Below are 18833 nucleotides of genomic sequence, written 5' to 3' on the forward strand. Positions count from 1 at the left end.
CTATTCATCATTGGTCCGACCACTGCCATAGAAATATCAATGTTTATCGAGTACGTCGCTCTTGTAATGAGACTTCTTCTTCAGCAGCCAGATAGGGTCCTGCTGAGAGTACATCTACGCTCAATAAGCCAATACTATCTGCCACCCGATCGCCGAGAGTCAATTTGGCGCGCCCCGAAGTCCACCTCATATCAGGATGCTCGATCGGATACCATCCCTCAAGCATCGCCGCTTCGCGATGCTCGCTCAGCATGACGCTAGAGTTTGCGTCAAATAAGCATACCTGACCGACCAAAACACCGAGAGAGCGACGATCATCACAGAAGGGCCCAATTGTGTCGCTTGGACGGAACGTACGTGAACGAAGGAACACAGTGTCTACAGTGGAGGGAATCATGAATACATACCTCCCGTTAATCCGACGAGTGGGCTTGATCAACCTCCCCTGGAGTGTTTCCAAGACCAGTTCTGCATCCTCCGTCAGTACTGGTTTCACCCCCTCCCTGATACATGCGCGCTCAAGGACTTTGTTGTAGATGGGTTCTACAAACTCTCGAGACGTATTTAAGGGTGCAGCGGCATCACGCTCCCAATTCTTACGCGTCTGGCTCGATCCAATACGGATGACATTTCCTAGTTCTGCGAGAGCTTTACTTTCAAACGTCATTCGATTGCCGGTATCCAAATAACTCTCCGTCAGGGTCCCATTGGCGATGAGTACAGAATGCTTCTCTGTCTCGAGATGAAAGTATTCATATTCATCATAAGACTGATCGTAGAATACACTATGCCCGTTGACGAGCATTCTTACTGGAACAAAACATCCGTCGATGAAGAGGCAATGCTCTGGTGTGATCAAGAGGTCTTCTGACGGTACATTGAGTCCAATTGCTCCTTTACGAATGCGTACAGGGTATCCGGCGTCCTCGAGCCTTTCGTCCCGATTGACACGCTGTGTTTTAGATCCAATCCATTTGATCGGCGCAACAACTTTCTTCCCACCTTCCCAGACATATACCATCTCGCCAGCAGAAAGATTTTCGATTGCAACAGCACCATTTGGCGTTTCGATCATTGTGCCTGCAAGAAAGCACACTTGGACCATGAGGCCAGTCGCGCTGGGTTGGACTATGAACTCCGAACCTTGGCCGTTATAGAGACTGTCGCCGAGCGTGACGTTGGCGACAGCCTTACCTCCGCTATAAACGGTCAACACATTTCCAACGACAGTTGTTGTATAGGAGGAATTCCCCTTATTCAGTTCAGGGAAGAGGATATAGCTCCCAGATTGAAGAGAGGCATTCATAACCGTTGTAAGCGTATTATCGGTTATCGACCCATCGACAACCAAAACTCCTCCCGATTGGACAGTAACTCGGCTCAGCACAGTACCGCTCGCAACAGCACTGCCGCCAGCAGAAACAATAACATTACCGAAAGGCTTTCCTGCAGAAGTCGCAATATTGATATTGGTTGCAACACCTCCAGACGAAACGTACGCGTTCCCCCCCGATAACGTAACATTTGAGAGAACGTGAGCGCCATTGGTCAGGGGCATAGCAACAGCACTCCCCCCCGTAAGAATACTGACCTTACCTCCCGTATTTGCGAGGCTGTTGATAATAACACCCCCTGATTTAACGTTTGTAACGCCCCCGCTATTGATTGACCAACCGACGCCGCTTCCACCTGCCAAAATATTGGCGCTACCACTGGCGTCGATAAGCGCCCCAGACGCGACGCCTGTGTTGACGTCCAGTTCACCTAAAGCACTCACATAGCTGCTTATCGCGGTACCACCCTGAACAACTTGTATTCCGTATCTTCCCACCTGAGTATTATGCGCGATGCCTCCAGCGTAAACATTTTCGACGCCCGCTGCATTGCTATCCCCACCTGTGAGGGAGGTACCAGACGTTGTTCCGCCGTTATTTACGTTGAGAGTGGCGGCCTTACCCGATACAGTCGCATTATTTATAATACTTCCGGATGTGGTAGCTACCGAATTACTGGTGGTGATATGGAGATTCGATGCGACGGTGCCAACGCCAGCGAGGCTCGCCCTTGCCCCTTGCATAAGGGTTACATTAGCAAAATCAGTCGAATTTGTTACCGATAACGTCGCACCGGCATTGAATGTCGCGCTCCCACCAGCTGCGACGTTAATATTCGTTACAATGCCCCCACTTTGCACGGTTAGATTTCCGCCGCCATTGGTCCCGCCGCCGCTCACAACGACATTCGAACCCGCTCCTCCTGCCATAATCACGGCCGAACCACCGTTAGCGAGGGTGAGACCTGAAGTCATCCCACCAGAATAGACAGTTTGTAACCCGCCGTTCTGAACTAAAGCACTAATAGTCGTCCCACCAGCTGAGACATATTCGAGGCCATATTCGTCTACGATATTGTTCACAGCGGTACCTCCACTGAGAATATTCATCGTGCCCATGTTGTTAGGAAACAAGAGCCCCCCCGGGGCCCCTGTCAACGTTACTCCCGACGCTACGCCAGCTGCCGATACGTTGACGACTGCCCAGTAGCCCGAGACGACGCCCCCGGAAACGAGACCGCCACCCTGGACATTTACCGTGCCACTTTGCGACACTGCGTTATCAAGCGCAGATCCACCCGAGAGAATATTTTGAATCGCACCAGCAGAAACAATTGTATCCGTGACAATGCCACCGGCCTTCACGGTTTCCGTCGCACCATTTAAGAGGGTTACGGAATTGACTGTCGCGTTTTCGGCGATGACGACAGCCCCTGACGAGGCAGTCACCTTTGCACCACTATCGATGACAGGGTTTATTGTCTGACCGGATGTGATGTTAAGTGTACCCTGCGCAGCGATATGAGCGCCACTCAGAACACCGCCGGACTGGTTGATAATACCCCCGGCCCGCACATCGTCGTTATAGCTCGACGCGCCAGAGTATATATTGATATATCCGTCGACAATATTTTCGGTAGACAAACCGCCCGCATATACCCACAAATGCCCGCCGGCTTGAATTGAAGTCTGAGTAGCCGTGCCACCCGCGCTTACGTCACCGTTAGCTCCGTAGGAGAGCGTATTGCCTACAGCAGTACCTCCTGCACCCACCAGCAGAGCGCCGCCGGATACAATCATTACATTTGCGTTGCTTCCTGCTGCGACGACTTCGGTTGAGCCCGACCCGATCGTGGCAACGCCGCCTGACGCGACGGTCGTATTCGTGGAGTTCCCGGCAGAGTAATTCCAGTGGGCTCCGATACCAAGAATCCCTCCCGGATCCCAGCTGCTTCCCATATTAACCGAGAGCGTACCGCCGCTCGCAACTTGAGTATTGGTAACTGCCCCCCCCCGTGACGGCAACAACTTCTCCTGCCGCCGCGATCAGATTGGTCGAGGTTACGCCATATCCAACATTAGTACTGGTCATTTGTATGCTTCTTTACCTGTTATTATCATTTAGTGCGTTATCGAGCGCTGCAATTACCTGCATATCCGTGATCAGCCTTGTGCATTCAAACTGACGAGGTGTTCCCGCGTGACGCGGGCATCAAAGGAAATTGCGATGATCGAACTGGAATTCCGGGTCGTTCCAGCACGAGTTACATGCGTGCCAGTTGACAACTCGGTATGGATTCTCGAATTCATTTGTCGGATGCGTGAAACCCGAAATCATGACAACGGGTACAGCGCAGGCCCATGCCAGCCAGGAAAGACCCGATGATAGACCCACAAACGCTTTGGCGTGCCTTAACCAGCGGACGCGCTCCTTAAGAGGACGATCCCCAGTCTGGTCCTCCGCTCCGTGTGGGATATAGTTCCATACTATTCCGCTTCCGTAATAATGAGCCTTATCAATACATATCACTCGGTAGCCATGCTGCTGCGCCCATCGTACAACCGAAGTCCATCCACTTGGGTTATTCCAATATTTGCACTGCGTACTGGCCTGAGCTGCAATACAGATATAAGGCTCATCGATAAAAGGCGTACTTTCCTCGTCAGAAAATACGAGAGGTCGAACTTCGTCGGGTTTTACACCCAGAATATAAGCTGCGGTTTTATGCAACCCGACATGGCGGAAATCAGTGGGCTGATATTGATGGTCAGCATCGTCAAAAAACAAACCTATCGTGTACGTGGCGTAAGCATTTGCCACTAGACCGGCCGCTATTGCGTCTTCCGGAGTAACGAGCCGTATATCAGGATATTGATCTTCTAAGAGCTCTATCAATGAGCCTGCCATTGTGCAAACAACCGAAGCCTGATGGGACTCAGCGAACCGGGCAACGTAGGGAAACCATGCCAGCGTGTCCCCCAAGGTTCCTATAGGCAGTTGAATTATGACTATTTTTTTTGTACAGTCGTAATCATGCAAAAATACACTATATAAGTTACCCTCTTCATCAGATTTACTCACCTCCAACTGGAAACGATTATAATATCGTTTCGAGGAAGTTACGAATCCGCCTTTCGTTTGGTAAGTAAAAACAATGTTGCCCGTGTCAAGATCCTTGATCGTCAGGCACCATTCTCCCGCCTCACAGTCCGGCAAAAGAATTCGCGCTCCGCAATTGAAGTCAAAACGAATTCCACTCTCGTGTCGCACCGTAGGTAAGACTGCCGGTGGAATATATGCCGGGCCAACACTTGCGACTTGGTCTTTTTTTTGGACGCGGCCCTTTCGATGTTCACCGACACTTTTTTCGTCGCCTGAGACATCTTCTTCGGTCTGCGTCATCGCTCTCGGTTCCTACAGAAATGCCCAGCTCCCTGATCGAATTCCAGGGAAATGTTTGCCGACCAGAAATCGGCGCTTATTCTGATTACGAATGAGGTGGGTGCGATGGACGAAAAAATATTGATTATTTGATAACAAAAAAGTGTTCAGTACCAAATTAGTACTATTTATACATCACCTTATCTCTGTTTTGCATCAAGCCTTTTTTTATTTTCTACACTCGAGGGGAATTTATTTCGTCGCTGCAGATATCTTCAGTGCTTTGAGTTGATCCTCCGCCTTGCGGTCATCTAAGTAAAGGTGCCGCATGGAGAGATCAGAGAATCTCTTTTCGTTCGAGCTTGCTTCGGGTCTTTCCTTGCTAGCTGTTGTTTCCCGGGAAGCGTTTCGGCCCTCGCCGCACCAAGTGACAAATTCGAGGCTTTTCCGATTGATATTCAGATCATCACCAGATTGGGAGTCCCTCGCGATTCAGTTCGCGCAGAAACATCTATAGAGGTTACTCCAGGCTTGTAACGCCGCGCAGGAGCGACACCCGGGTGCCGAAGCACCACTTCGAAGACCGGTTCCGGTCATGGTGTGCTGGGGCGGCCATAGCGACATTACTGGTCCCTGCGTGAGGCCTGCCGGGAAGGCTCCTCCAGTACGCAAGCCCCTCCTCTATCGAGCTGTACCGCGTATCGATCGTATCACCCTTCGCCATGATGGCGATTTGTGAGCCTCGCCCGCTGTCTGCATTCGCGCGTTCGGACAATGCTCATATGGCTCAGATACCTGGCGGTGGCGTGCTGGCCCCGCGCGTCAGAAAGACGAAAAACCTCATTTTCCGCTTGCTCCTGACATAGGGGGAGGATCGCATGGTGTGGGTGGAGAAGAAAAAAGGGGAGCCATGACGCGTAATCGATCGATCGGTGAGATGGCATAACAATGCAGGCTTTCTGTCCGTGCTCTGCGTCATCTCGAAGCGAAGGGCCTCATCACGCCCCGACGAAGCGAGGCCGGAAGGCGCTTCTACGATGAACGGGAAGCCAGACTGATCATGAAGATCGTGCTCCTGCGTCAGGCAGGGTATCGCCTTGCGGAGATCTCGACGGCGATGCTCACCCCAGATCTCGACTCCCGGAGCCTGATCGATAATCAGATTCTGCATTTGAGCGCCAGATATCGGCAGATCGATCAGATGTTGCGACGGCTTCGTCACACACGGACATTGCTCGAAAAGCGCCCGGCCTCGGATGTGGATACGCTCTGTTCCCTGATCAAGGAGGCACAGACAATCATGAACAACCACGACCTCAAAGCCGTTGTACAACGCTACCTGACACCGGAAGAAATGGCGCGATGGGAGGAAGTCGCCCCAAGCCTCTTCCCCGCTCAGGAGGAAGAGAAGGGCTATACCGCCCAATGGCATTCCCTGATTTCACGATGCGAGGCGGCCATGGCGCGAGGCACGCCCCCGGGCGCACCACTGGCCCGCGCCTTGCTCGATGAGTGGCGTATTCTTCAGACCCCGATGGTCGACGCGCTGGGTACCGAGCACTGGACCAAGATGGCGCGTATGTATGCGGAAATGGAGAACTGGCAGACCGAGACTTTGAAGGGTCCCTTCAGTGCCGAGGTCTATCGCTTCATGTCCGAAACCGCAGAAATCGTCCGACGGGGAGACTAAGATAGGCAGCGCCCGTATCGAGGTTGACCAACCCACCATGCACAAGGCACCCGCATGACGCGAAGACATGGCTACGCGTCATGCGTGACGAGTTGGCACGTCAGCGTTGGGCGAGCGATCGCGGCCGCGCAGGGTTGACCCAATCGGAATGACATTGGGCCCCTGTCGGAGGAAGCGGACGTCTCAAAGGGCCGTTCGCCTCAGGGGACATCTGTCTTCTCAAAGCCCTGCCCATCAATGAGATGGCGCAGACGCGCCCAATCCTCATCGCCGAAGCTCTGCACCTTGAGACGGGATTTGGAGGAGGCGCGGGTGATGGCGGTGTTGTTCCAGTCAGCACCGCTCACCCCGGTCCACAGCGCCAATTCGAAGGCATCACCCTGGACGCTCCGGCCCTTGATAATGACGTCGCCCGTCGAAGGGGCCGGTGAGGTCAGGGGTGCCCAGCCATGGGTATGGGCCTGCAGCCAGTCATTGAGCTGTGCAATCTCCTGCCCATTCAGTATCCGGTTTTGTCCGGATTGCTCAATGGTAAGGCTCGCCTCGGCCAGACGCTCGAATTTGAGCGGTCGCAGCGACGGCAGTGCAAAAAACCAGATCACGGCGACGGTGGAGAAAACAACCGCCAGAAACCCGACGACAAGCAGGGTCTCCTTTCTCACGCCACGCTCTCCTGACGGAAAAACGTCTGAACGGCCGCACAGACACGTGCCACTTCGTCATCTGTCAGTTCCGGGTGCAGAGGCAGCGCCAGAATGCGGGCGCCGAGCCCCTCCGAGACCGGGAGAGATACCGTCTCATCATGATGCTCCGCATAGGCGGGCTGCGCGTGAAGCGGACGCGGATAGTACACCACACTGGGTACACCCTCACGGCCCAGATGGGCCTGGAGTGCATCGCGCGTGGCAGCGTCGGGCAATAGGATGGAATAGATCGCCCAGGCGCTGCGCGACTGCGCGACACGCATCGGCGTCTGCACCAGATCCGCGAGCGCGTCGTCATAGGCGGTAGCGATGGCGTCGCGACGCGCAAGTTCCGCCTCGAATACATCGAGCTTGGCGAGCAAAATGGCCGCCTGCAAGGTGTCCAGACGCCCGTTCAGCCCGATGCGCAGAACCTCATAACGCGTCCGGCCCTCACCATGAGTACGCAGCGAGCGATAGAGTGCCGCGCGTTCGGCATCATCGGTCAGAATGGCTCCGCCGTCGCCATAGGCGCCGAGCGGCTTGGAGGGGAAGAAAGAAAGCGTGGTCGCGAGCGCCTCGCGCCCGAGCTTGCGCCCGGCCAGGGACGCACCGAAAGCCTGTGCGCAATCAGCAACCAGGACGAGATCCTGCTCCGAGGCAATACGGCGCAGAACCTCCCAGGGGGCTGGCTGGCCGAAGAGATCCACACCGATGATGACACGGGGCTCCAACTCTTCCTGCGCTCGTATGGAGGCGATGCGGGCCTCGAGATTGGCAGGATCGATCTGGAAAGTGGCAGGATCGACATCGACGAAAACCGGCGTCGCGCCGAGGAGGAGCACGACTTCGGCCGTGGCCGTATAGGTGAAGGCCGGCAGGAAAACCGCATCGCCCGGGCCGATCTCCTCGGCCATGAGCACCATGAGCAGGGCGTCGGTGCCGGAGGAAACACTGACTGCGTGAGCCGCGCCGCTATAGTCGCAGAGACGGGCTTCGAGCTCGTCGACTTCCGGGCCCATCACGAATTTGCAGTGTTCGAGCACGGTGTCGATGCGCTTGCGCAGGGGGGCGCCCAGCCGGGCCTGTTGTCTGGGCAGATCCAGAAAGGAAATGGGGGCGTTGTTGTTCATTGCACCTGTTTTTCCGTCTTCAGCCACCGGACGGCGACCCTCTATGGCGCGCGACCATGCCACAAGACGCCTGTTTTACGAAGCCGCCGCGCCAGATGACTGGCGCTCTTCCTCACCCGAGGAAGAAGGATGACGCACCTCCCCCAGCGGGTTATGCGCAAATTCGGGTACCAGCGCCTTGATGATCGCGAGGGCTTCATCGACGTCGTCGCGCAGGCTCGCTGCCTCCAGAGTCTGGAGAAGGGCTGTCGCGGCCTGCAGATCGGTCATGCGCGGCGTAGCCATTTTGAGGCCGGGCGCATCGGTCGGCACGGGGGCCTCACGTCCGTGGAACAGCTCTTCATAGAGCTTTTCACCCGGCCGCAGGCCTGTGAACCGTATGGCGACGTCCTCATCCGGCCTGAGCCCTGCGAGGCGTACCATCTGGCGGGCCAGATCCAGAATGCGCACGGGCTCACCCATATCGAGTACGAAGATGCCCCCCTGCTGCAGGCGCTGATCGGTCTCGTCCGCCTGTCGACGCGAGGCCGTGCCGCGCACACTGGCTTGCAGGACGAGTCCCACCGCCTCAGGCACGGTCATGAAATAGCGCGTCATGTCCGGATGGGTCACCGTGAGCGGCCCCCCTTGCTCGAGCTGCCTGCGAAACAGGGGGACGACCGAGCCGGTCGAGCCCAGTACATTGCCAAAGCGCACCGTCACGCAGCGGAATTTCGACCCCCGGGATTCGGCCTCGACGGCGAGCGCCTGACAATAGATCTCGGCGCAGCGCTTGGTCGCCCCCATGATGCTCGATGGATTGACGGCCTTGTCACTCGAAATCAGCACCATGGCAGAGGCGCCATGACGTATGGCCGCGTCAGCCACGATCCGCGTACCGATCAGATTCGTCAGCACACCCTCACAGGGATTGGCTTCGACAATCGGCACGTGCTTGAGCGCAGCGGCGTGGAAAACCAGAGCGGGCTTGTAGGTCTGGAAAACCTCATCCACACGCTGGGCATCGCGTATATTGGCGATGATCACGCGACGGGTGACATCCGGGCAGGACTCCGACAATTCGAGATCGATTTGCCACAGCGCGAATTCACCATGATCGAGGAGAAGCAATTGTGCTGGCCCGAACTGTGCGACCTGACGGGCGAGTTCGGATCCGATCGTCCCGCCGGCCCCGGTGACGAGCACCACCTGGCCCTGAATCAGCCGCGCCATCCCCTCGCGATCGAGGGGCACCTCGGGACGATTGAGCAGATCCTCCAGAGCAATCGGGCGCATCTGGATTTCGTCTGCAGGCGTCAGACTCGTCATGGAGGGCGCGCGCTGCACCGCAATACCATGGGCCTGTCCGGCATCGAGAACCACCGAAAGCTGGGAGCCACGCCATTCGGGATCGGTGACGATGACACTATCAGGCAGCATGTCATTACGGGTCATGCGATCGAGCACGCTCCCGAGATCTTCCGCGACGCCCAGAATGGGCACACCGTGCAGGCGTCGGCCCTGCTGCCCGCGCGAACGGGTGACCAGGCCAGTGACGTGATAGGGGCGATCCGAAGCGCGCTCGAGCGCTCGCAGGAACAGGTCGAGACTCAGATCGGACCCCGCGAGCAGAACGCGGATCTTCTGCCCCTGCGCCTGGCTGCGCATTGTGCCATAGACCCGCGTCAGAAGCCGTCCGCCCCCCAGACCGACAAGCAGGACCAGCGCATAAATCAGAGGAAAGGTAGGCGATGGCAGTGGAAAGCCCGAGAGCCAAAGCGTCAGCGAGAAGAGGGCAGAGCCGCCTATCGAAGCAGCCGCGATGCCTCTCAGATCTGCAACGCCCGAGAAGCGCCAGTACTGCTGCGGAATTCTGAAGGGCAAACCGCTGAGCAGCAGGGTGATAGCGCCTCCCATGATGAACCACAAAGGGTGGAGCAGCCCGTCATGCGGCGCGGCCAGAAAGCGTGCGAGAGGCGCTGCAACAGCCGAAATCAGGCCATCAGCCAGCACATTGACGGCGATGCGCCCTGAAGATCGGTGGCGTCGCACCATGGATGGAGAGACGGGTGCCGGGTTATGAGAGTGTTGCTTCGTGTTCACACCGCACTTATAGCCCCCAAATCCCATTTTCTGCGATGCCCTGTCATCGGGCTTTTCGCCCGGTCACGAAAAAATATCGGATATGTCGATGATACCCCTGGTCATTTGCTGCGCAGGTGCCGCTGCTCTAAGCGCGCTGCTTATCCGTCACATGATCCGCGTGGGCGTCATGGACGTTCCGGGTCATCGCAGTTCCCACACGCGTCCCACCCCCAAAGGGGGCGGAATCGGAATCGTGATAGCCTTCCTGCTCGTCTTCCCGCTCTCGCAGCTCTGGACCCAGGGCGATCTGCCGGGCCCTTCCCTGCTGCTGCCCTTGATCGCGGTCGCCCTGCTCGTCCTGTTCTCCTGGCTCGACGATATCCACTCCTACCGGGCGTCATTCAAGCTTGGGGTTCAGGGCCTTGCCGCCCTCATGGCGCTCGCTGGTTTGAGCGTACAGATTTTCCCGGTCTCGACGGGAGCGCTAGTCGCGCTCGCTGTCATGGGAGGCATCGGCTTCTTCTGGCTGGTTTATGTCACGAATGCGCTGAACTTCATCGACGGCATCAATGGTCTTGCCGCAGGAGCCATGTGTCTGAGTGCGCTGGTGGTGGCCGTTCTCTTTCACCTGGCGGGTCGGAGCGGTCTGATGGATGCAGCGCTCATTCTCGCGTGCTGCCTCATGGCGTTCCTACCCTTCAACTTTCCCAGGGCGCGTATTTTCATGGGCGATGTCGGCAGTCAGGGAGCGGGGCTCGCGCTCTCCTGGTTAGGACTCGAGGCCGCTCGGGTGACGGTATGGCCGCTGATCATGCCATTCCTGCTTTTCGGAATTCTCTATGATGTCGGCTTCACCCTGGTCAGGCGACTCCTCGCGGGCGATCCGCTCGCCCAGGCGCATCGGAGCCACCTCTACCAGCTCGCGACCCGAAGCGGCGTCTCTCCCGTGGCAGTGACCCTGCTCTCCTGGTGTTTCGTTCTTTGGGGAGGGGGGGTGTACCTGCAGCCTTGGCCACTATGGGCCCGCGCCTTTCTGGTACTCCTGCCCCAAATCGGCTGGACCTTCCTGGTGATCAGCCGCGCACGCGCCTCGGATCTGGGAAAATGGTGAAGGGCTGATCAGGGTTTCTGGCGCGCCATGAGCACGACCGGCGTGTCCATATAGGAGGCATCTGTAAAGAACGCATAGCCGTTACGTTGCGCCAGCCGCAAAGAGGCAGCGTTATGCTTGTCGATCATGCAGACGCTGCGTTTATGGCGGGTCGCAGAATCGAGCCACGCACAAGCGGCGGAAACTGCTTCGCTGCCGAAACCCTGACCATGACACCAGGAGGCGAGCAGCCATCCTGCCTCGGGGAATCCTTCGAAGGCCTCATGAAGCCCGCGCCTGTTCTCTCCAAAACCTACGGTTCCAACAAAACGCCCTGTCTCGCGGGATCTGACGATCCAGAACCCGTAGCCAAGGATATCCCAGAAGCCTCGATAGCGTATCAGGCGTTCCCAGCTCTCTCTGGGCGTGGCCGGAATGCCGGTGATGTAGCGCATCACTTCCGGCTCGGCCCGCATGGCAGCGAAATCGTCGAAATCGCATCGTTCAGGCCGGGTCAAAATGAGGCGCTCTGTTTCAAGCGCGAAGGACGTTACCGTCATTGTCTTCTCCCTCACCCGAAAGAGCCTGGATCATAGCGTCCACGCCGGCAAGCGCGAGAAACCAGGCAAAAAAAAAAACCGCGCTCCCTTACGGAACGCGGTTTCCTGTCTATAGAGGCGTGGAAGCGGAACCAGTCAGCACCCTCGCCCCTGCCTAAGAAGCAGATCAGCCTGCGATGCGGCGTACGTTCATACGCTCGACAGAGCCACGGCTGGTCTTGGCGGCCGGCTTGACCACGCCCGAAGCTTCGCTCATCAGCGAACGCATCTCACGCAGGAAAGCCGAGCCCTTCAGGGTGCGCTGCACGAGCACCGAGCGACGATCAAGCGGGTCAACCTTGCGGCGGGCAAGATCGAGCTCGCCGAGACGGTCAAGCGCGCGGGTGATGGCGGGCTTCGAAACGTTGAGCTCCTGCGCCAGTCCACGTACCGTATGCGCGCCGTCCTGCAGGTAGCAAGTCAGGAAAACACCGAGCTGGCGTGCGGAAAGATCGGGACCATCCTTGCGGACGAGTGAGACGATCGTGTCGCGAAGAAGGTTCAGCATCTGGTCGTTCTGTGCCTGGGCCATCGAAAAAACTCCTGAATGCATCGCGCAGGGGGCGCGGCTGAAATGGTCTTACCCGTCGCCCAAGTAAGCCACCCCGCGCAGCCACTCTGCTTCCGGGGACGCCACGCCTTGGGTGCGTGTCCTGTTGACGCCTGTCGGAGGAAATGGTCCCGGGTTCAATCCCGATGAGCGTTGCATTCCTACAACATCCGCCAAACGATACGCAGTCATATAGGTTCGTTTTGGTAATCGGTTTAGTATCTTTTTGTTGAAACTCAGTGACTAAGCCTGCGCAAACCCTGCGTTTTCATTAATCATACGTAATGTAGCGGCCACGAGGGCGCGAAGTGCGAGCGTTTCGCCACCCTCCGGACGGCCTGGTGCCGCACTGTCATTCCAGGCGTAAGTGTCGATATGTGCCCATTTTACAGTGGGTTCGACGAAGTGCTGCAGGAAGAGCGCTGCCGTAATCGCCCCCGCCATCGGCTTATCGGTCACATTGCCAAGATGGGCATTTTTGCGGCGGAGCCATGCGTTGTAGCCATGCCAGAGTGGCAATTGCCACATGGCGTCTCCCTCTGCCTCGGCAGCGCTCAAGAGGATTTGAGCCCATTCAGCATTGTTCGAGAACAAGGCAGGCAAATCCGGACCCAAGGCGACACGGGCGGCGCCTGTCAGAGTCGCCGCGTCAAGCAGCCAGTCCGGCTTCGACTCGCAAGCTTCGGTGAGCAGGTCAGCGAGAACGAGCCGTCCTTCGGCATCGGTATTGCCGACCTCGACGTTAAGCCCGGCGCGTGTTTCCAGAATATCGCCGGGACGCATGGCATGGCCCGAGATGCTGTTCTCGACGCACCCCAGCCGTAGCTCCACTCGAATGGGCAGGTCCATGGCCATGATGACATGGGCCAGTGCGAGCATCAGTGCGGCTCCACCCATATCCTTTTTCATGCGTAGCATGCCGCTTGCGGGCTTGATGTCATACCCGCCCGTATCGAAACAGACCCCCTTCCCAACGAGGGAGAGTAAAGGGGCGGACTCCCCGGCACAGCTTCCACGCCACTGCGCCAGAACGACATGGGCGGGACGATCCGAACCTGCCCCCACAGCAGCGAGGCACGGATAAGCGTGTTCGAGTGCCTCTCCGGACAGGAGCGTACATGTCGCTCCGTGCGCCCTGAGCGTCTCGGCAGCGCTCTCGGCGAGCTCCTTTGGGCCCAGCAGATTGGCTGGCTGATTGATCAGATCCCGTCCGAGCCAGAAACCCTGCGCAGTTGGAAGTACACAGGGGCTCAAATGCACCCCCGCTCCAGGCAGAACGAGCTTCGTGTCGAAGCTGAGCGTGCGACCCACAGCATAACGGTAGGCCCCCATGCAGAATCCCAGCACCACATCAGAGAGGATATCCGGACAATTTTGCGTTGTTGTCGCGTCGACCATGGGCATCCATGTGCCTTTCGGAAGCCCGGTTGCGAGCGCTCCGAAACAGGCGGCATCTCTGCGGGTGGGATCGAAAACGAAAATCCCATGGGCGATGCCGGAGGAACCTGGCACCAGATAGAGCCGTCCGGCCTCTACGGGGCCGACCATTTCAAGAAGCGCTTCGGATTGCGCGCCGAGCAGGGCATTGATGTCCTGCCCCTCGGGGACGATATGAACTGCTCTGGGCGTTTCCTGTTCCGCCATAGAGGCGTGCTGCACCAGACAGAGTTGTTCCGGATTGCGCATTTCATTCACCCTTTCGTACAGATCCATCTCGGCCGGCCGGGCCTTCTCGAGCTGTGACAGCCACGGCCTCGTCTTGCAATTCCAACCATCATGCACAAGCATCATGTCATGAAGTCGCAGCACCATGTCATGCCACGCAGGGTTCGCGCCGTGCTCGGCCCTACCAATACCGGCAAGACCCATTATGCGCTCGAGCGCCTTCTGGCCCATGACTCGGGAATCATCGGCTTCCCGCTGCGCCTGCTGGCGCGCGAAAACTACGAGCGCATGGTCAGGCTCAAAGGGGCACGCCAAGTTGCGCTGATCACAGGGGAGGAAAAGATCGTTCCTCCCGACGCGAAATGGTTCTCCTGCACGACTGAGGCTATGCCCCTGACCCGCAAGGTCGAATTCGTGGCCGTGGACGAGATCCAGCTCAGCAGCGATCCCGATCGTGGCCATGTGTTCACGGACAGGCTTCTGAATGCGCGTGGTAATGTCGAAACCCTGTTCCTCGGGGCGGAAACCATACGTCCCCTTCTGCAGCGGCTGGTCCCGGGAATTGAAATCGATACGCGCCCCCGCCTGTCGAGCCTCATCCACACAGGCCACACCAAGCTTTCGCGGCTTCCCGCCCGCTCGGCCATCGTGGCGTTCTCGGCGGCTGAGGTCTACGCGATCGCCGAGATCATACGGCGAAGGCGGGGCGGCTGTGCCCTGATCATGGGACAGCTCTCTCCACGAACGCGGAACGCGCAGGTCGAGCTTTACCAGAACAAGGATGTCGATTACCTGGTCGCCACCGATGCAATCGGCATGGGGCTCAACATGGATGTGAACCATGTGGCGCTCGCCTCACTGACCAAATTTGACGGGGCCTCCCTGCGCCCCCTGACGGCGCAGGAATGCGCCCAGATCGCCGGGCGCGCCGGGCGTGGCATGAAGGACGGCACGTTCGGTACCACTGGCGAGGCACGTCCTATGTCAGAGGCGCTTGTGGATGCCATCGAGGCCCATCGTTTCGACCCGATCGAGCGCGTGAGCTGGCGTAATGCAGACCTGGACTTCGCTACACCTTATGCCCTGCTCGACAGCCTGAACGCGCCCCCCCCGCGACGTGGACTCGTGGCCGGGAGACCAGCTTCCGACGTGCTCACGCTGGAGAGCCTCGCCGGCGAGGGCGACATCCGCGACGCGGCGCGTGGGCGCAAGGCGACACAGCTCCTCTGGGAGGTCTGCCAGATCCCGGATTTCCGCAAGCTGGGCGATGACTCGCATGTCCGGCTTTGCCACCGCCTGTTCCTTCACCTGCTCCAGGATGGCGGTATTCCCGCGTCGTGGTTCGACTCTCATATAGCCGGTTTTTCCCGGCTTGAGGGCGATATCGACACGCTCATGCATCGACTGACAGGGATTCGGATCTGCGCCTATGTGGCCGCAAGGAGCGAATGGAGCGATCGCGCGCAGCACTGGCAGGATCGGACGCGGGAAGTCGAGGACCTGCTTTCCGATGCCCTGCATGAGCGGCTGACCGCGCGCTTTGTCGACAGACGGGCCACCTCGCTCTTGCGCCGCCTCGATAGCGAGGGGGCCCGGGATCTGCTTTCGGCCGTCACGCGCGAAGGCCAGGTGATCGTGGAAGGACACGCAGTGGGGCGGATCGAGGGTTTCACCCTCATGCCCGACCGCGAGGAGGCCCTGCCGGAGAAGAAACTCATGATGCGCGCAGGTCGCCGCGCATTGCTGCACGAGATCCCACGACGCGTTCAGGCCCTCGTTACCGCGTCGGACGAGGCTTTCTCGCTCGATCCCGCAACGGGTCGGCTTTCGTGGGAGAATGTCGTGATCGCCCGACTGGTGCGCGGCACGGCGCTCCTCTCACCCGCCATCCAGATTCTCGGGGGGGAATTTGCGGATACGAAGCAGCGCGACCTCGTTCAGGAGCGCCTGCAGGATTTTGTCAGGGCCCATCTGCGTGCTTCCCTCGCGCCGCTCTATGCCCTGGCGGCCCTACGTCAGCCCAACCCGGCCCTGCGGGGGCTTACCCATCGTCTCATGGAATATGGCGGTGTCGCGCCTCTCCTTCCTCTGGAGCCAGCGAGCCATGGGGGACAGGCCATCGCCCATTTTCGCCGGCTCGGCATTCTGTTCACCCCGTACGGTGTCTTTATGCCCGCATTGCTCAAGCCCGCACCCATGACGCTCAGGGCGATCCTGCTCAGCCTGTGGCATGGTCATGCGCTCCCCTCCTTCGATGCCCGCCAGGTCACGTTCGACGCCCCCGCCATTGCGCCCCTGGCAACTCTGGGCTGGGTACATGCCTGCCGGGTGTGGCTGCGTTTAGACCGTGTCGAGAAGCTTCTCGGTGAGCTTCATCGGGCGACACGCCATGGCCCCTGCCCCTTGCCGGAGGGCCTGGCCGCCCGCTACGGCCTGCCGCCCAAAACCCTGATGGAAACCCTCAAGGCGCTCACTATCCGTGTGCACGCGCCCCTGACACTCGCGCCGGATCAGTTTGGTCCCGAAGCGCCGGCCCTGCTGCTCGGGCCAGTCAAAAACCGTCATCATGCTGCCCCGCGTCGAAAAGTGTCGCACGCAGCGCATGCCAACCGTCCATCGCCGGACAGTCCCTTCGCGGCCCTGGCCGCACTTGATCTGGGGAGGAAACAGCGTTGACGGCCGACAACGACAAGGATTGCCAGCGCCTAGACCTCTGGCTGTGGCATGCGCGTGTCTGCCGCCAGCGCAGCGACTGCGCCGCCCTGATCACCAAGGGGGCAGTGCGGATCAACCGACAGGTGACAAACAAACCCCATGCCCGCGTCCGGATTGGCGATGTATTGGGTTTGCCCGGACATCCCTGGCCCGAGATCAGGATCTGGCGTGTACTGGATCTGGCCGAGCGCCGCGGGTCAGCCACCCAAGCTGCCCTGCTCTATGAAGTCATCAGTGAGAACAGCGCTCCCTGACCGCGCTTTGCCTTATACGAAGTAAACATATGCTTGCCAGAAGCAGGAAGTTCCGCCTATCTGCGGCATTCCTTTTTGCATAATCCCCCTGGGGTGACTTACCCCAGTCGGGATCATCTCGGGCCGAGTGGCCCCAGCCTAAGATCGGAGACACCAATGGCCTATGTGGTCACCGAAAACTGCATACGCTGCAAATATACGGATTGCGTCGAAGTCTGTCCCGTCGATTGCTTCTATGCGGGTGAGAACTTCCTCGTGATCAATCCCGATGAGTGCATCGATTGCGGCGTTTGTGAGCCGGAATGCCCTGCCGAGGCGATCTTCCCCGACAGCGACGACCGAGCGACGCCGTGGCTCGAGGTCAACAGCAAATACGCGGCTGTCTGGCCCAACATCACGCGCAAGATCGACTCGATGCCCGATGCTGATGAATGGAAAGACAAACCGGGCAAGGACGCGATGCTGTCCCCGGAGCCGCACAAGGACTGATCTGGCAGAGGAGGCCCGACGCGTTCTGGGCCGACATTGGCCCCGAACGCCCTGGCAGGAGCGCGGCCCAAGGCGGTGTTTTCACCGGATCATCCGGTGACGGTCTCTGTGACTGAGACGCTTGAGATAAGGAAAAAGGCCCCGAGGATATCCTCGGGGCCGTTTTTCATGACGCGGCATTTTCGCTGCAGGCCCCGGCCCGTTAAGGGGGGCGCCTGCAGACGGGAAAATGTCAGCGCGACATCATATTCATGCTGACATCGTGAATGATGAAGATTGTTCCACCGACGATGATGAGCACGCAGATGACCGCGAAGGCAAATGCCGTGTTGTTCCAGGACTGGCTCGAGCTGCTGTTCATGTGCAGGAAGTAGATCAGATGCACGAAGATCTGAACCACTGCCAGCGCAGCGATGACCCCAAAGGTCATGCCGGGGGACATGAGGTGCATCTCGACGATAGCGAACGCCGCTACCGTCAGGATGGCCGCAATCACGAAGCCGATGATGTACGAGGCGAAGCTGCCGTGAGACTCGCCTTCGTGTTGATGGGTCGATGCTTGGCTCATCAGATCACACTCAACAGATAAACGAAGGTGAACACGCAGATCCAGACGATGTCCAGGAAGTGCCAGAAGAGGCTCAGGCACTGGAGTTTGTCCATGTAGCGTGTGCTGAACACCTGCGAGCTGAAGCTCTGGACCATCAGAACGGCGATCCAGACCAGACCACAGGTAACGTGAAGCCCGTGTGTCGCCACCAGCGTGAAGAAGGCGGAAAGGAACGCTGAGCGATCCGGACCGGCACCTTCATGGATGAGGTGAGCGAATTCCTTGACCTCGAGGACGAGGAAGCCCAGGCCGAGCAGGAAGGTGACGGCGAGCCATGCGAGCATGGCGCCCTGCTTGCGGGCATAGGCCGAAAGCATGCCGAAACCGAAGGTGATCGAGCTGAGCAGAAGGAGGGCCGTTTCCAGCCCCACCCCGTTCAGATCAAACAGCTCCTTGCCCGTCGGGCCACCGGCGAACTGGGTGCGCATGACAGCGAAGGTGGCGAACAGCGTTCCGAAAAGGAGGCAGTCCGTCATCAGATAGACCCAGAAACCGAACACGTTATTCGTGTGGTGGTGTTCGTGGTCGTCGATGCCGTGTGCGGTGCCGTGCGGCGTTGCTGAGATATTTGCCATT

At 58.5% G+C, this 18833-nt stretch carries 15 protein-coding genes and 3 pseudogenes; 6 read left to right on the forward strand and 12 right to left on the reverse strand.

What is annotated here, in order from left to right; all coding sequences use genetic code 11:
- Positions 1–43: 43 nt before the first annotated feature.
- The 4 genes and pseudogenes from WFJ47_RS00595 to WFJ47_RS00605 all read right to left on the reverse strand — a co-directional run bounded on the left by WFJ47_RS00595 (position 44) and on the right by WFJ47_RS00605 (position 4736).
- Positions 44–2977 carry a Hint domain-containing protein gene (locus WFJ47_RS00595; protein ID WP_336760158.1) on the reverse strand — a complete coding sequence of 978 codons (2934 nt, stop codon included), beginning with the start codon at positions 2975–2977 and terminating at the stop codon, positions 44–46.
- Between the two features lie 12 nt (positions 2978–2989).
- A pseudogene (locus tag WFJ47_RS16515) lies at positions 2990–3292 on the reverse strand (hypothetical protein); the annotation flags it as partial.
- A 1-nt stretch (position 3293) separates the two neighbouring features.
- Entirely contained in the window at positions 3294–3425 is a 132-nt protein-coding gene (locus WFJ47_RS00600; protein WP_336760160.1) for a hypothetical protein, read from the reverse strand.
- Positions 3426–3437: 12 nt separating this feature from the next.
- A pseudogene (locus WFJ47_RS00605) lies at positions 3438–4736 on the reverse strand (autotransporter strand-loop-strand O-heptosyltransferase).
- A gap of 940 nt (positions 4737–5676) precedes the next feature.
- On the opposite strand from WFJ47_RS00605, the pseudogene WFJ47_RS00610 reads away from it, so the two are divergent.
- Both WFJ47_RS00610 and WFJ47_RS00615 read left to right on the forward strand, forming a co-directional pair.
- Positions 5677–5823: pseudogene (locus WFJ47_RS00610) on the forward strand (MerR family transcriptional regulator); the annotation flags it as partial.
- A 9-nt stretch (positions 5824–5832) separates the two neighbouring features.
- Positions 5833–6405 (forward strand): TipAS antibiotic-recognition domain-containing protein, encoded by a 573-nt coding sequence (locus WFJ47_RS00615; protein ID WP_336760632.1) that lies wholly within the window; start codon positions 5833–5835, stop codon positions 6403–6405.
- 200 nt (positions 6406–6605) lie between these two features.
- Here the strand turns inward: WFJ47_RS00615 and WFJ47_RS00620 are convergent, their stop codons facing one another.
- From WFJ47_RS00620 to WFJ47_RS00630, 3 genes are all read right to left on the reverse strand, one after another.
- A complete protein-coding gene (locus WFJ47_RS00620) occupies positions 6606–7067 on the reverse strand; it encodes a hypothetical protein (RefSeq protein ID WP_127101164.1) in 462 nt (153 codons plus the stop codon).
- Positions 7064–8221, reverse strand: coding sequence for a DegT/DnrJ/EryC1/StrS aminotransferase family protein (locus tag WFJ47_RS00625; protein WP_336760164.1), 1158 nt, complete (start codon positions 8219–8221; stop codon positions 7064–7066). Before WFJ47_RS00625 ends, WFJ47_RS00620 begins: the two co-directional genes overlap by 4 nt.
- 75 nt (positions 8222–8296) lie before the next feature.
- The gene (locus tag WFJ47_RS00630) at positions 8297–10255 is read right to left on the reverse strand and encodes a nucleoside-diphosphate sugar epimerase/dehydratase (protein ID WP_127101505.1); all 1959 of its coding nucleotides are present in this window, start codon (positions 10253–10255) and stop codon (positions 8297–8299) included.
- Positions 10256–10391: 136 nt separating this feature from the next.
- Here WFJ47_RS00630 and WFJ47_RS00635 point away from each other — a divergent pair, with 136 nt between their 5' ends.
- Positions 10392–11396 (forward strand): hypothetical protein, encoded by a 1005-nt coding sequence (locus WFJ47_RS00635; protein WP_336760166.1) that lies wholly within the window; start codon positions 10392–10394, stop codon positions 11394–11396.
- A gap of 8 nt (positions 11397–11404) precedes the next feature.
- Here the strand turns inward: WFJ47_RS00635 and WFJ47_RS00640 are convergent, their stop codons facing one another.
- The 3 genes from WFJ47_RS00640 to WFJ47_RS00650 form a co-directional block, all read right to left on the reverse strand.
- The gene (locus WFJ47_RS00640; RefSeq protein WP_336760168.1) at positions 11405–11935 is read right to left on the reverse strand and encodes a GNAT family N-acetyltransferase; all 531 of its coding nucleotides are present in this window, start codon (positions 11933–11935) and stop codon (positions 11405–11407) included.
- A gap of 166 nt (positions 11936–12101) precedes the next feature.
- Positions 12102–12506 carry a MarR family transcriptional regulator gene (locus tag WFJ47_RS00645; protein ID WP_127101172.1) on the reverse strand — a complete coding sequence of 135 codons (405 nt, stop codon included), beginning with the start codon at positions 12504–12506 and terminating at the stop codon, positions 12102–12104.
- A gap of 261 nt (positions 12507–12767) precedes the next feature.
- Positions 12768–14210: a leucyl aminopeptidase family protein gene (locus WFJ47_RS00650; protein ID WP_336760170.1), complete on the reverse strand. Its 1443-nt coding sequence runs from the start codon at positions 14208–14210 to the stop codon at positions 12768–12770.
- 108 nt (positions 14211–14318) lie between these two features.
- On the opposite strand from WFJ47_RS00650, the gene WFJ47_RS00655 reads away from it, so the two are divergent.
- From WFJ47_RS00655 to fdxA, 3 genes are all read left to right on the forward strand, one after another.
- Positions 14319–16865 carry a helicase-related protein gene (locus tag WFJ47_RS00655; RefSeq protein WP_336760172.1) on the forward strand — a complete coding sequence of 849 codons (2547 nt, stop codon included), beginning with the start codon at positions 14319–14321 and terminating at the stop codon, positions 16863–16865.
- On the forward strand, positions 16862–17158 hold the full coding sequence (locus WFJ47_RS00660) for a S4 domain-containing protein (protein ID WP_336760174.1): 297 nt from the start codon (positions 16862–16864) through the stop codon (positions 17156–17158). The genes WFJ47_RS00655 and WFJ47_RS00660 overlap by 4 nt, the downstream gene beginning before the upstream one ends.
- 156 nt (positions 17159–17314) lie before the next feature.
- Positions 17315–17647: a ferredoxin FdxA gene (fdxA, locus tag WFJ47_RS00665; RefSeq protein WP_025841814.1), complete on the forward strand. Its 333-nt coding sequence runs from the start codon at positions 17315–17317 to the stop codon at positions 17645–17647.
- 232 nt (positions 17648–17879) lie between these two features.
- Here the strand turns inward: fdxA and cyoD are convergent, their stop codons facing one another.
- A complete protein-coding gene (cyoD, locus tag WFJ47_RS00670) occupies positions 17880–18215 on the reverse strand; it encodes a cytochrome o ubiquinol oxidase subunit IV (RefSeq protein ID WP_127101176.1) in 336 nt (111 codons plus the stop codon).
- Positions 18215–18832 carry a cytochrome o ubiquinol oxidase subunit III gene (gene cyoC / locus WFJ47_RS00675; RefSeq protein WP_336760180.1) on the reverse strand — a complete coding sequence of 206 codons (618 nt, stop codon included), beginning with the start codon at positions 18830–18832 and terminating at the stop codon, positions 18215–18217. Before cyoC ends, cyoD begins: the two co-directional genes overlap by 1 nt.
- Between the last annotated feature and the right edge of the window lies 1 nt (position 18833).

Source organism: Asaia sp. VD9, from assembly GCF_037150015.1.
GTDB lineage: Bacteria > Pseudomonadota > Alphaproteobacteria > Acetobacterales > Acetobacteraceae > Asaia.

Excerpts from the sequence above, each read along its gene's own strand:
- WFJ47_RS00600 (WP_336760160.1), bottom strand. The coding sequence starts at position 3,425 with ATGACCAGTACTAATGTTGGATATGGCGTAACCTCGACCAATCTGATC.
- WFJ47_RS00645 (WP_127101172.1), bottom strand. The coding sequence starts at position 12,506 with ATGGCCCAGGCACAGAACGACCAGATGCTGAACCTTCTTCGCGACACG.
- WFJ47_RS00655 (WP_336760172.1), top strand. The coding sequence starts at position 14,319 with ATGAAGTCGCAGCACCATGTCATGCCACGCAGGGTTCGCGCCGTGCTC.
- WFJ47_RS00630 (WP_127101505.1), bottom strand. The coding sequence starts at position 10,255 with ATGGTGCGACGCCACCGATCTTCAGGGCGCATCGCCGTCAATGTGCTG.
- WFJ47_RS00650 (WP_336760170.1), bottom strand. The coding sequence starts at position 14,210 with ATGCGCAATCCGGAACAACTCTGTCTGGTGCAGCACGCCTCTATGGCG.
- WFJ47_RS00625 (WP_336760164.1), bottom strand. The coding sequence starts at position 8,221 with ATGAACAACAACGCCCCCATTTCCTTTCTGGATCTGCCCAGACAACAG.
- fdxA (WP_025841814.1), top strand. The coding sequence starts at position 17,315 with ATGGCCTATGTGGTCACCGAAAACTGCATACGCTGCAAATATACGGAT.
- WFJ47_RS00635 (WP_336760166.1), top strand. The coding sequence starts at position 10,392 with ATGATACCCCTGGTCATTTGCTGCGCAGGTGCCGCTGCTCTAAGCGCG.
- cyoD (WP_127101176.1), bottom strand. The coding sequence starts at position 18,215 with ATGAGCCAAGCATCGACCCATCAACACGAAGGCGAGTCTCACGGCAGC.
- cyoC (WP_336760180.1), bottom strand. The coding sequence starts at position 18,832 with ATGGCAAATATCTCAGCAACGCCGCACGGCACCGCACACGGCATCGAC.
- WFJ47_RS00615 (WP_336760632.1), top strand. The coding sequence starts at position 5,833 with ATGCTCACCCCAGATCTCGACTCCCGGAGCCTGATCGATAATCAGATT.
- WFJ47_RS00640 (WP_336760168.1), bottom strand. The coding sequence starts at position 11,935 with ATGACGGTAACGTCCTTCGCGCTTGAAACAGAGCGCCTCATTTTGACC.